General features: G+C 40.2%; 10 protein-coding genes and 1 riboswitch. Of the genes, 8 read left to right on the forward strand and 2 right to left on the reverse strand.

Annotated features, from left to right (window positions below; genetic code table 11):
• Positions 1–27 precede the first annotated feature (27 nt).
• Both fusA and tuf read left to right on the forward strand, forming a co-directional pair.
• A complete protein-coding gene (gene fusA, locus MHH73_RS00685; RefSeq protein ID WP_191816894.1) occupies positions 28–2,106 on the forward strand; it encodes an elongation factor G in 2,079 nt (692 codons plus the stop codon).
• A gap of 121 nt (positions 2,107–2,227) precedes the next feature.
• Positions 2,228–3,415 (forward strand): elongation factor Tu, encoded by a 1,188-nt coding sequence (gene tuf / locus MHH73_RS00690; protein ID WP_095371226.1) that lies wholly within the window; start codon positions 2,228–2,230, stop codon positions 3,413–3,415.
• Between the two features lie 95 nt (positions 3,416–3,510).
• On the opposite strand, the gene metH is transcribed toward tuf, so the two are convergent.
• Together metH and MHH73_RS00700 are read right to left on the reverse strand one after the other, a co-directional pair.
• Entirely contained in the window at positions 3,511–6,933 is a 3,423-nt protein-coding gene (gene metH, locus MHH73_RS00695; RefSeq protein ID WP_341064015.1) for a methionine synthase, read from the reverse strand.
• Entirely contained in the window at positions 6,911–8,767 is a 1,857-nt protein-coding gene (locus tag MHH73_RS00700) for a bifunctional homocysteine S-methyltransferase/methylenetetrahydrofolate reductase (protein WP_341064016.1), read from the reverse strand. The genes metH and MHH73_RS00700 overlap by 23 nt, the downstream gene beginning before the upstream one ends.
• A 102-nt stretch (positions 8,768–8,869) precedes the next feature.
• A riboswitch (SAM riboswitch) is annotated at positions 8,870–8,983 on the reverse strand.
• A gap of 357 nt (positions 8,984–9,340) precedes the next feature.
• On the opposite strand from MHH73_RS00700, the gene rpsJ reads away from it, so the two are divergent.
• Genes rpsJ through rpsS form a run of 6 tightly spaced genes read left to right on the forward strand, consistent with a single transcriptional unit; the run spans position 9,341 to position 12,445 of the window.
• Positions 9,341–9,649 (forward strand): 30S ribosomal protein S10, encoded by a 309-nt coding sequence (rpsJ, locus tag MHH73_RS00705; protein WP_003348621.1) that lies wholly within the window; start codon positions 9,341–9,343, stop codon positions 9,647–9,649.
• A 36-nt stretch (positions 9,650–9,685) separates the two neighbouring features.
• Complete coding sequence (rplC, locus tag MHH73_RS00710; RefSeq protein WP_095371223.1) at positions 9,686–10,315, forward strand: 50S ribosomal protein L3; 630 nt, start codon at positions 9,686–9,688, stop codon at positions 10,313–10,315.
• Between the two features lie 24 nt (positions 10,316–10,339).
• Positions 10,340–10,963 carry a 50S ribosomal protein L4 gene (gene rplD / locus MHH73_RS00715; protein WP_095371222.1) on the forward strand — a complete coding sequence of 208 codons (624 nt, stop codon included), beginning with the start codon at positions 10,340–10,342 and terminating at the stop codon, positions 10,961–10,963.
• Positions 10,963–11,247, forward strand: coding sequence for a 50S ribosomal protein L23 (rplW, locus tag MHH73_RS00720; RefSeq protein ID WP_095371221.1), 285 nt, complete (start codon positions 10,963–10,965; stop codon positions 11,245–11,247). The genes rplD and rplW overlap by 1 nt, the downstream gene beginning before the upstream one ends.
• A 28-nt stretch (positions 11,248–11,275) precedes the next feature.
• Entirely contained in the window at positions 11,276–12,106 is an 831-nt protein-coding gene (gene rplB / locus MHH73_RS00725; RefSeq protein ID WP_095371220.1) for a 50S ribosomal protein L2, read from the forward strand.
• A 60-nt stretch (positions 12,107–12,166) separates the two neighbouring features.
• Positions 12,167–12,445, forward strand: a complete 279-nt coding sequence (gene rpsS, locus MHH73_RS00730; RefSeq protein ID WP_095371219.1) for a 30S ribosomal protein S19 — start codon at positions 12,167–12,169, stop codon at positions 12,443–12,445.
• The last annotated feature ends 4 nt before the right edge of the window (positions 12,446–12,449 follow it).

Below are 12,449 nucleotides of genomic sequence, written 5' to 3' on the forward strand. Positions count from 1 at the left end.
TCCCATACTAGGAAGGAGAAAGACACAATGGCAAGAGAGTTCTCCTTAGATAATACGCGTAATATTGGTATCATGGCTCATATTGATGCTGGTAAAACAACAACAACTGAGCGTGTTCTTTATTACACTGGTCGTATCCATAAAATTGGTGAAACACATGAAGGTGCTTCACAAATGGACTGGATGGAGCAAGAGCAAGAACGTGGTATTACAATCACTTCTGCCGCTACTACAGCTCAATGGAAAGGCCACCGTGTTAATATCATTGACACGCCAGGACACGTAGACTTCACAGTTGAAGTTGAACGTTCATTGCGTGTACTTGACGGAGCAGTTGCTGTACTAGATGCTCAATCTGGTGTTGAACCACAGACTGAGACTGTATGGCGTCAAGCGACAACTTACGGCGTACCACGTGTGGTATTCGTAAACAAAATGGATAAAATCGGTGCAGACTTCTTGTACTCTCTAGGTACAATTCATGATCGTCTTCAAGCAAACGCAGCAGCTATCCAATTACCAATTGGTGCTGAAGATGAATTCGAAGGTATCATTGACCTTATCGAAATGAAAGCTACTTTCTACGGTAACGACCTTGGTACTGACATCGAAACACGTGAAATTCCTGAAGAATACATGGATCAAGCTCAAGAGTATCGTGAAAAATTAATCGAAGCTCTTGCAGAACTTGATGAAGAATTAATGGAGAAATATCTTGGTGGAGAAGAAATCTCTAATGAAGAGATTAAAGCTGCAATCCGTCAAGGTACAGTAAACGTTGAATTCTATCCAGTTATTTGTGGATCTGCATTCAAAAACAAAGGTGTTCAAAAAATGCTTGATGCAGTAATCGACTATCTTCCATCTCCATTGGATGTACATGCCATTAAAGGTATTAATCCAGAGACAGAAGAAGAAGTTACTCGTCCATCAAGTGATGATGAGCCTTTCTCAGCATTAGCATTTAAAGTTATGACTGACCCTTATGTTGGTAAATTAACTTTCTTCCGCGTTTACTCTGGTACGTTAGATTCAGGTTCTTATGTTAAGAACTCTACGAAAGATAAACGTGAACGTGTAGGTCGTATCCTACAAATGCATGCAAACTCTCGTGAAGAGATCTCTACAGTTTATGCAGGGGATATTGCTGCTGCTGTTGGTTTGAAAGATACTTCTACTGGAGATACACTATGTGATGAAAAGAGTCTTGTCATTCTTGAATCTATGGAGTTCCCAGAGCCAGTTATCTCTCTTTCTATCGAACCTAAGTCTAAAGCAGACCAAGATAAGATGACAACAGCACTTCAAAAACTTCAAGAAGAAGATCCAACATTCCGTGCGCATACTGACCAAGAAACAGGTCAAGTAATCATTGCTGGTATGGGTGAGCTTCACCTTGATATCCTTGTAGACCGTATGAAACGTGAATTTAAAGTAGAAGCAAATGTTGGTGCACCACAAGTTGCTTATCGTGAAACTTTCCGTGCATCTGCAAACATCGAAGGTAAATTCGCGCGTCAATCCGGTGGTCGTGGTCAATTTGGTCACGTTTGGATTGAGTTCTCTCCAAATGAAGAAGGTGCAGGATTTGAATTCGTAAACGGCATCGTTGGTGGTGTTGTTCCACGTGAATATATCCCTGCAGTACAATCTGGTCTTGAAGATGCTATGGAGCGTGGTGTATTAGCCGGCTATCCAATGGTTGATATTAAAGCTAGATTATTTGATGGATCTTATCATGACGTTGACTCATCTGAAATGGCGTTTAAAATTGCCGCTTCTATGGCATTGAAAAACGCTGCTTCAAAATGTAACCCAGTTATCCTTGAACCGGTAATGAAAGTTGAAGTAGTTATTCCGGAAGAGTATATGGGAGACATTATGGGTGATGTTACATCTCGTCGTGGACGTGTAGAAGGTATGGAAGCACGCGGTAACGCACAAGTTGTTCGTGCAATGGTACCACTTTCTGAAATGTTTGGTTATGCTACTTCATTGCGTTCTAATACGCAAGGTCGCGGTACATTCTCAATGCACTTTGATCATTATGAAGAAGTTCCAAAATCAATTTCTGAAGAAATCATCAAAAAAAATAAAGGTGAATAATTGATTTTACCTTTTTAATCAAGTATAACTATCATTGTAAGTACCCTGACATTGGAAGGTAGCCACCGACCAATGTCAATCAAATACTTAATTTATTTAAATTTAAAGGAGGATTTTCCTAATGGCTAAAGAAAAATTTGACCGTTCAAAACCCCATGTTAACATCGGAACTATCGGACACGTTGACCATGGTAAAACTACATTAACAGCAGCAATCACAACTGTACTTGCGAAAGCAGGCGGCGGTGAAGCTCGTGGATATGACCAAATCGATGCTGCTCCAGAAGAAAGAGAACGTGGTATCACAATCTCTACTGCACACGTTGAGTACGAAACTGAAAACCGTCACTATGCACACGTTGACTGCCCAGGTCACGCTGACTATGTTAAAAACATGATCACTGGTGCTGCACAAATGGACGGCGGTATCCTAGTAGTATCTGCTGCTGATGGCCCAATGCCACAAACTCGTGAGCACATCCTTCTTTCTCGTCAAGTAGGTGTACCTTACCTTGTTGTATTCATGAACAAATGTGACATGGTAGACGACGAAGAATTACTTGAATTAGTAGAAATGGAAGTTCGTGACCTTCTTTCTGAATATGAATTCCCTGGTGACGATATTCCTGTAATTAAAGGTTCTGCGCTTAAAGCTCTTGAAGGAGATGCTGCGTGGGAAGAAAAAATCATTGAATTAATGGCTGCAGTTGATGAGTATATCCCAACTCCAACTCGTGACACTGAAAAACCATTCATGATGCCAGTTGAGGATGTATTCTCAATCACTGGTCGTGGTACTGTTGCTACAGGTCGTGTTGAGCGTGGACAAGTTAAAGTCGGTGATACTATCGAAATCATCGGTCTTGCTGAAGAACCAAAATCAACTACTGTAACAGGTGTTGAAATGTTCCGTAAGCTTCTTGATTATGCTGAAGCAGGAGATAACATTGGTGCTCTTCTTCGTGGTGTTGCACGTGAAGATATCCAACGTGGTCAAGTATTAGCTAAACCAGCTTCAATCACTCCACACGTAAAGTTCAAAGCTGAAGTTTACGTTTTATCTAAAGAAGAAGGTGGACGTCACACTCCATTCTTCACAAACTACCGTCCTCAGTTCTACTTCCGTACAACTGATGTAACTGGTATTTGTAACCTTCCTGAAGGTGTAGAAATGGTTATGCCTGGAGATAACATCGAAATGAACGTTGAACTTATCTCTCCAATCGCTATCGAAGAAGGTACTAAATTCTCTATCCGTGAGGGTGGACGTACTGTAGGCGCTGGCGTAGTTGCTACAATCGTTGAGTAATAACTTTTGATTTAATATATTTGAAGGGGACGCCTTTCATAGAAAAAGCAGTCGGGACGCCGGCTGCTTTTTCTTTATGCCTTTTTTTACAAAAATCATGAAGAGGCGTGGACATTAAAGTATCTTGCTTCGGGATGTGAAAACACCATTGCTGTAACAGAAGCTTCAGGTTCCATCATAAAACCCTCTGTTAATTCGATATCAATATCCTCTGGTTTTATAAGACGAAATAACTTTGCTTGATCTTCTAAATTTGGGCAAGCTGGATAACCGAATGAAAAGCGTTGTCCTTGATATTTCGCTGCAAAACGGTCCTCCATCGTCATTGTTGGATGATCTGGGAAGCCCCATTTATCTCTAATCTGTCGATGAATATACTCAGCGAGTCCCTCAGCTGTTTCTAAAGCAAGTGCTTGCAATGCATGACTTTCTAGAAACCTGCCTTCCTCTTTTAAATGTGTAGCTGCTTGTCGTATTCCCTTTCCAGCTGTTACAGCAAAAAAACATACATAGTCTGTTTGCTTTTCTCTTAGATAATCAGCAAGACAAAGATTTTTTCCTTTTTCTTGTCGAGGGAATGCAAATCTTTCAATAGCACGTTCGTCTTTATCCATTATTATGACATCATTTCCATTAGCCCTTGCTTTGAAGAATTGGTAGGTAGCCTTTGCTTGTATCCAGTTATTTTTAATGATTTCATGAATCAGTGAGTCTAGCATGAAATTCACCTTTTCCAGTTTTTCATTCATGAGCTCCCTTTTTTGATTTCTAACCCCAAGATGATATAGCAGCATTTTACGGTTAATATATGGTTCAATATGGTGGAAAGAGAGATCTGTTATTAGATGTCTTTTTAAGTCTGTTGGTTGGAAAATGGCTGCTTCTTGAACGGTTTTCACTGCAACGGTTGGTTGTGGATATTTTTTGATCAATGGACCTTCTTCCATGGTAGTTTGTGCTGCTCTCGAGATTTGTGCTTGAAATAATTCATGATAGCGACTTGGTTCTTGGATATCATTAGCTAAACTCAGACCGGTCATTGCATCTTTTGCATATAAGACGAGGCCTTTATAGTTAGGTGCGATTTTATTATTCGTAAATTTGCGAGATAAGGCCGCTCCACCGACCATAATGGGGGTTTGAATATGGGCATCCTGTAAGTCCTTTGCCGTTAAAGCCATTTGTTGTGCGGATTTTACGAGTAAGCCAGAGAGCCCAATTATGTCGGGGTTTTCCTTCCGAATGGCTGCGATAAGATCAGCAGAAGAGACTTTTATTCCAAGATCAATGGTTTCAAATCCATTGTTAGAGAGAATAATATCTACGAGATTCTTGCCAATATCATGGACATCCCCTTTGACGGTAGCAAGTAAAACTTTCCCCTTACTTGTAGATGTTTGTTGATCATTTTCCATATAAGGTTCTAAAAAGGCGACTGATGCTTTCATCACTTCTGCACTTTGTAAGACCTCTGCAACAATTAATTGATTATCATTAAATAATCTACCTACTTCTGCCATGCCATTCATTAATGGTCCGTTGATGATATCTAATGGACTTGGGTATTTCACTAACGCTTTTTCTAAATCTGGGAGGAGGCCTTCTTTTGTTCCTTCTATAATATAGTGTGATAAACGTTCTTCTAATGATAGTAAATGGGTTTCGATCCTTTTTTCTTTCTTCTTATCACGATAAAAGTCAGTAAAGTCAGCTAAAATGTTATCGTTTGTTTGAAAGAGAAGCTTTTCTGCTAATTCAACTTCATCTTTAGGGATGCTGGGGAAGCGCTCTAGCTTTTCTGTATTGACGATTGCATAGTCTAGTCCGGCTTTCGTGCAATGAAAAAGGAAGACTGAATTTAAAATTTCTCTCCCCACATTTGGCAGACCAAAGGACACATTACTAATGCCTAGAATCGTTTTCGCCTCTGGCAGAGCTTCTTTAATAAGTTTAATACCAAGTACTGTTTCTTTAGCTGAACCAATATATTGTTCATCTCCAGTGCCGACAGGAAAAACGAGAGGGTCGAAGATAATATCCTCTGGAGGTACTTGATACTGCTCAACGAGGATGCGATAGGCCCGATTAGCTATAGCTAGCTTATTTTCAGCTGTGATGGCCATGCCTTCCTCATCAATGGTACCGACAACAATGGCGGCTCCGTACTGATGAATAAGCTTGGCAGCAAAGGCAAATCGCTCTTCCCCATCTTCTAAGTTAATCGAATTGATTATAGCTTTGCCTTGAGAGTAAGTGAGTGCTTTAGCGATAACTTCATCGTCAGTTGAATCAATGACTAAAGGAACTTTGATCTTTTTCGTTACTTCCGCTAAAAAATAGTCCATATCTTCTATCTCATTACGATCAGGGTCAGCGAGACATATATCAATGACGCTTGCTCCGTTTTTAACTTGAGCTCTAGCTATTTCTGATGCTTCTTCATACTTTCCTTCATTAATCAAGCGTTTGAATTTTTTCGAGCCAATGACATTTGTACGCTCCCCAACCATAATCGGCCTAATAGACTCATCATAGGTAAGGGGCTCGATACCAGATAGTTTATGCTGTCTCTTTTTTGTAATGGGACGGGGTGGCACATGGGCTAATGCTTGACTGATTGCTCTGATATGCGCTGGTGTGGTACCACAACAACCACCGACGATATTCACCCACCCCTGTTTGGCAAAATCCAAAAGTTTTGTAGACAGAGATTCTGCTGTTTCGTGATAACAACCGTCTTCATCTGGTAAACCTGCATTAGGATAACAGCTCACGCCAGTTGAAGAGAGTTGGGCAAGAGAGCGAATATGCTCTTGCATAAATTCCGGTCCAGTTGCGCAGTTGAGCCCAACAGCTATTGGTTTCATATGCTCTACGGAAATGTAAAAAGCTTCGATGTTTTGCCCTGCCAAAGTCGTGCCCATCGGCTCAATTGTCCCTGAAATCATAATAGGGAGTTCTTTCTTTGTATCCTGAAAGGCTTTGTTAATTCCAAGAAAAGCTGCTTTTACATTGATGAGATCTTGACTTGTTTCTATCAATAATAAATCTACACCACCATCAATAAGGCCTTTCGCTTGTGTACGATAATCAATGACTAATTGCTCAAAAGTTGTTCCGCCGGTGACGCTTAATGTCTTAGTGGTTGGCCCCATTGATCCAGCTACATAACGGGGATGATTAGGCTGGTCGTATTTATGGGCTGCTTTTATAGCGATTTCAGCAGCTCTACGGTTTAACCATTCACTTAAATGGCCAATATTGTATTCTTCTAAAACGATACGCGTCGCTCCGAATGTATTTGTTTCAATGATATCTGCCCCTGCTGAAAGATAAGCTTCATGAATGGATTTAATCAATTCAGGCCGCGTAAGTGTGAGGTGTTCATTGCATCCTTCTAAATCCTCACCACCAAAATCATCTGCTGTTAGATGGGCTTCTTGTAGCATGGTACCCATTGCTCCATCCATGATTAAAATCTTTTTTTTCATTTGTTTAGTGATGGCTACTTTTGACATAATGATGCTCCTTCTGTCGATCTTTTCTTTTAATATAATTGGTCAGTTCAGTTGTAAGTTGATATCTAAGGAAAGGGGTAACAAGATAGATGCCTTGAAAGAGTTCTAAGCTTGCATCGATTAACTCCTTTGTAATTAATAAGCCTTCTTTCTCAGCTTGAATCGGGTTAACCGCTTTTGCCATTCTGTCGCGGGTCATTTGTGTAATTTTGATACCAGGCACTTCGTTATGAAGATACTCTGCATTTTTACTGCTAATCAGTGGCATCATTCCGATGAAAATAGGTGTGGAAAGATGCTTAGTTGCTTCATGGATCTCCAATAGTTGTGTTACCGAAAAAACAGGCTGTGACACGAAATAATCAGCGCCTGCTTTTATTTTCCTTTCAAGTCGGACTACTGCTTTGTCCAATGCTTTTACATGGGGGTTAAACGCTGCCCCGACAGAAAAGACGGCATTTTCACCAAGTTCAGAGCCTGAAGGGGAGATTCCTTCATTAAATTGTTTAATCATTTCTATTAATTCAAAGGAAGATAAATCAAATACAGATGAAGCGCCTGGGAAATTACCAACCCTTGCCGGATCTCCTGTAATGGCTAAAATATCATGCAACCCTAATGTATGGAGGCCCATGAGATGTGATTGTAAGCCGATTAAGTTTCGGTCTCTACAGGAGAGATGAACAAGTGGCCGGACGTTTGTTTCTTTTTGGATGATATGTGCTAGCGCTTCATTAGCAATTCGCGGTGTGGCAAGTGAGTTATCTGCGAGTGTGATTGCATCAACCCCAGCATCTTTTAAGGCACTGGCCCCTTCAAAAAATTTAGCAGTTGATAGCTTCTTAGGTGGGTCTAGTTCGACGATGATGGTGCGTTTTTCTTGTACAAGTGTCTCTAATGGTGTATTGGTACGTTTGATCGTCATTCTCTCTATTTTAGGTTTCTTTCTATTAGTTACTTGTTTTTCAAGAATAGGTACAGCATGTTTAACTTCATCGGCAAATGCTTTAATATGGCCAGGTGTTGTTCCGCAGCAGCCGCCAAGCAGTCGAACACCTTGTTTAAGGAAGGACTGCGCTGATTTTCTAAAATAGTCTTCGCCCTCCTTATATTGAATCGTCCCATCGATATAGGCAGGTAGACTTGCATTTGGATATGCAGATAGAAACGCGTGTTGAGGTAATTCAACGGAGGAGAGTGTTTCTAACATATGATGTGGCCCTAAACGGCAGTTTACTCCGACAACATCTGCTCTGTTAGCTTCTAATCTTTTTATAGCATCATTAATTAACATCCCATTTTGTAAAATACCGATTTCTTGTAAAGACACTTGTGCAATAATTGGTATATCCGTTTCTTTTCGGGCAATAGAGAGAACTGTTTCGAGTTCTTCTAAATCATAAAATGTTTCAAGAAGGAGCCCATCTACGCCTTCTAACAATAAGCAGTATAGCTGTTCGCGAAAGTTACGTTTAATTTCATCTAGAGGGATAGAGAGGGGGTTTAATCCTCTTACACCTCCAATTGTGCCAAGCACATATGCCTGATGTTCTTGAATACTAGACCGTGCCAGTTTAACAGCCGCACTATTAATTTCTTTGACTGAATCCTCTAGGCCGTACCGTTTCAATTTTAAATAATTCGCAGCATAGGAATTTGTTTGAATTAAATCAACACCTGCATGGAGATAAGCTTGATGAATGCCCTGAATTTGTTCCGGTGCTGAGAGGTTCAACTCTTCAAAACATGTATCCGTACCATAAGAGTAAAGAAGTGTACCGATCGCACCGTCACCAATTAATACTTGGTTCTTCATTTTTTCAAGAAAGTTCAAAGGTCTCACTCCTTCAATTCATATTTTTTGAATTCAATGGATGAGAAGCCAAAAAGAAAATAAAAAAGGCCTTCAAGAAGAAGGCCTATTATTATAGTCATCTTCTCATCTTTCAAGCACATAGCTTGTAGGAATTAGCACCTTTTCAATAGCGATTCACTATTGATGGTTGCTGAGGTGTCATCGGGCCTTTCCCTCAACCTCTCGTGATAAGAAATAAAAATATTTTATTGAGTAAAATTTACATGAAAGGGCCTATATTTGTCAAATGAAAATTTAGAAAATTTTAAAATAATGACTTGAATAAGTGTTAATTTAGAAAATGCTGTAAAGAGGAAGATATACTTGAAAACACTATTCACAGCAGTTATAATGTTAAAAGTGTGCAGAACAGAGAGAAACGCAATCAATGGTTGCATTTGTTATGTCTTTTCTGTATAATAGACAATGTTGGTCTTTGACTGCGATGAAGTGAAAGGTTGCTGACACACCCGGCCGCTTTGCCATGGCGAGTGTGTGGGAAATTTTCACGGAGAATGTCTATATGAAAATAGGCGAAAAGGAGGGAAAATAATGGCAAAACAAAAAATTCGTATTCGTTTAAAAGCTTATGATCACAGAATTCTTGATCAATCTGCTGAAAAAATCGTTGAAACTGCAAAACGCTCTGGTGCGGCTGTATCTGGTCCAATTCCATTGCCAACTGAAAAGTCAGTTTACACAATTCTTCGTGCGGTGCATAAATATAAAGATTCTCGTGAGCAATTCGAAATGCGTACACACAAACGTTTAATCGACATCATTAATCCAACACCACAAACAGTCGATTCATTAATGCGTTTAGACTTACCATCTGGTGTTGATATTGAAATTAAACTTTAATTAATACATTAAAACAATCTAGGAGGTGTGGCTGAAATGACCAAAGGAATCTTAGGAAGAAAGATTGGTATGACTCAAGTATTTGCTGAAAACGGTGATCTTATCCCGGTAACAGTGGTTGAAGCTACTCCAAACGTTGTTCTTCAAAAGAAATCAGTTGATACTGATGGATACGAAGCAATCCAAATCGGTTTTGAAGATAAACGCGAAAAGCTTTCAAACAAACCGGAAAAAGGACACGCTGCTAAAGCTGATACTACTCCTAAGCGCTTCGTTCGCGAATTACGCGGAGCTGACTTAGCTGAGTATGAAGTTGGTCAGGAAGTCAAAGTTGATATTTTCGCTGAAGGTGAAAAAATTGATGTAACAGGAATTTCAAAAGGTAAAGGTTTCCAAGGTGCAATTAAACGCCACGGACAATCTCGCGGACCAATGGCACACGGTTCACGTTACCACCGTCGCCCAGGTTCAATGGGTCCTGTTGCTCCAAACCGCGTATTCAAAGGTAAATTATTACCTGGTCGCATGGGCGGAGAACAAATCACTGTACAAAACCTTGAAATCGTAAAAGTAGATGCAGAACGCAATCTTCTATTAGTAAAAGGTAATGTACCTGGCTCTAAAAAAGCGCTTCTAAAACTAGTAAGTGCGGTTAAAGCAAAGTAATAACCCGGAAAGGAGGAAGTAAGAATGCCTAAAGTTGCATTATTAAACCAAAGTGGTTCACAAGTTGGCGATATTGAGCTGAACGACTCAATCTTTGGTATCGAGCCAAACAACCACGTGATGTTTGAAGCTGTTATTATGCAAAGAGCTTCTCTACGTCAAGGAACTCATAAAACTAAAATTCGTTCTGAAGTAGCTGGCGGAGGACGTAAACCATGGCGTCAAAAAGGCACAGGTCGTGCTCGTCAAGGTTCAATTCGTTCACCACAATGGCGCGGAGGCGGTACTGTATTTGGTCCTGTACCACGCAGCTATAGCTACAAATTACCTAAAAAAGTTCGTCGCTTAGCTATCAAATCAGCGTTATCTACTAAAGTTGCGGAAGAGAACATTCTAGTATTAGAAACTCTATCTTTCGAAGCTCCAAAAACAAAAGACTTTAAAGGTCTACTTAAAGGTCTTTCTGTAGATTCTAAAGCGTTAATCGTAACTGCAGACATCGATGAAAACGTAGCATTATCTGCTCGTAACATCCCTGGAGTAACAGTTGTTACTGCTAACGGAATCAGCGTATTAGACGTTTTAAATCATGATAAATTGATCATGACGAAGCAAGCGGTCGAAAAAGTAGAGGAGGTGCTTGCATAATGGATGCACGCGATATCATTAAGCGCCCCGTTATCACTGAACGTTCTACTGACATCATGGCTGACAAAAAATATACATTTGAAGTTGATGTAAGAGCTAATAAAACTCAAGTTAAAGATGCTGTTCAAGAAATCTTTGATGTAAAAGTTGAAAAAGTGAACATCATGAACTACAAAGGTAAATTCAAGCGCATGGGTAAATTCGGTGGTTATACAAACAAACGCCGTAAAGCGATTGTTAAACTAACTGCTGACAGCAAAGAAATCGAAATCTTTGAAGCTTAATTTCTAACAAGAAGAGGAGGGAAATCAAATGGCGATTAAAAAATACAAACCTACCTCTAATGGTCGTCGCGGCATGACGGTATCTGATTTCGCAGAAATCACTACAGACAAACCAGAAAAATCTTTGCTTGCTCCAGTAAAGCGCAAAGGTGGCCGTAACAACCAAGGTAAGTTGACAGTTCGTCATCAAGGCGGCGGTCATAAACGTCAATATCGTATCATCGACTTCAAACGTGACAAAGATGGAATACCAGGTCGCGTTGCTACAGTCGAGTATGATCCAAACCGCTCAGCTAACATTGCACTAATTAACTATGTAGATGGAGAAAAGCGTTACATCCTAGCTCCTAAGACTCTTAAAGTAGGCGCAGAAGTAATGTCTGGTCCTGAAGCAGATATCAAAGTAGGTAATGCATTACCACTTACAAACATTCCTGTGGGTACTGTAATCCACAACATCGAACTTAAACCTGGTAAAGGTGGACAGTTAGTACGTTCTGCTGGAACAAGTGCACAAGTACTTGGTAAAGAAGGCAAATACGTATTAGTACGCTTAAACTCTGGTGAAGTTCGTATGATTCTTGCTACTTGCCGCGCTACTGTAGGTCAAGTTGGTAACGAACAACACGAATTGATTAACATCGGTAAAGCCGGTCGTTCTCGTTGGTTAGGTAAACGCCCAACTGTACGTGGATCTGTTATGAACCCTAACGATCACCCACACGGTGGTGGTGAAGGTAAAGCGCCTATCGGTCGTAAATCACCTATGTCTCCTTGGGGTAAACCAACTCTTGGATACAAAACACGTAAGAAAAACAATCAATCTGATAAATTTATCGTACGTCGTCGTAAAAAATAACGGGATTGAACTACGGTTCCAAAGAAGGGCCGTAGAACAATCACGAAGGGAGGTTCAATCATGGGTCGCAGCTTAAAAAAAGGACCTTTTGTTGACGAACATTTAATGACAAAGATCGAAAAGTTAAATGAAACTGATGGCAAGCAAGTAGTGAAGACTTGGTCTCGCCGTTCTACGATCTTCCCACAATTCATCGGACACACTATCGCAGTGTATGATGGTCGCAAACATGTGCCTGTTTATGTTACTGAAGATATGGTAGGCCACAAGCTTGGAGAATTTGCTCCAACACGTGCATACAAAGGCCATGGTAATGATGATAAGAAAACAAGACGTTAATGAG

Source organism: Cytobacillus sp. FSL K6-0265, from assembly GCF_038003465.1.
Classification (GTDB): Bacteria; Bacillota; Bacilli; order Bacillales; family Cytobacillaceae; genus Cytobacillus; species Cytobacillus stercorigallinarum.

Bases quoted from the DNA above. Each gene is read 5' to 3' on its own strand.
- rplC (WP_095371223.1), top strand. From the start codon at position 9,686: ATGACCAAAGGAATCTTAGGAAGAAAGATTGGTATGACTCAAGTATTT.
- fusA (WP_191816894.1), top strand. From the start codon at position 28: ATGGCAAGAGAGTTCTCCTTAGATAATACGCGTAATATTGGTATCATG.
- metH (WP_341064015.1), bottom strand. From the start codon at position 6,933: ATGTCAAAAGTAGCCATCACTAAACAAATGAAAAAAAAGATTTTAATC.
- rpsS (WP_095371219.1), top strand. From the start codon at position 12,167: ATGGGTCGCAGCTTAAAAAAAGGACCTTTTGTTGACGAACATTTAATG.
- rplD (WP_095371222.1), top strand. From the start codon at position 10,340: ATGCCTAAAGTTGCATTATTAAACCAAAGTGGTTCACAAGTTGGCGAT.
- rplB (WP_095371220.1), top strand. From the start codon at position 11,276: ATGGCGATTAAAAAATACAAACCTACCTCTAATGGTCGTCGCGGCATG.
- rpsJ (WP_003348621.1), top strand. From the start codon at position 9,341: ATGGCAAAACAAAAAATTCGTATTCGTTTAAAAGCTTATGATCACAGA.
- rplW (WP_095371221.1), top strand. From the start codon at position 10,963: ATGGATGCACGCGATATCATTAAGCGCCCCGTTATCACTGAACGTTCT.
- tuf (WP_095371226.1), top strand. From the start codon at position 2,228: ATGGCTAAAGAAAAATTTGACCGTTCAAAACCCCATGTTAACATCGGA.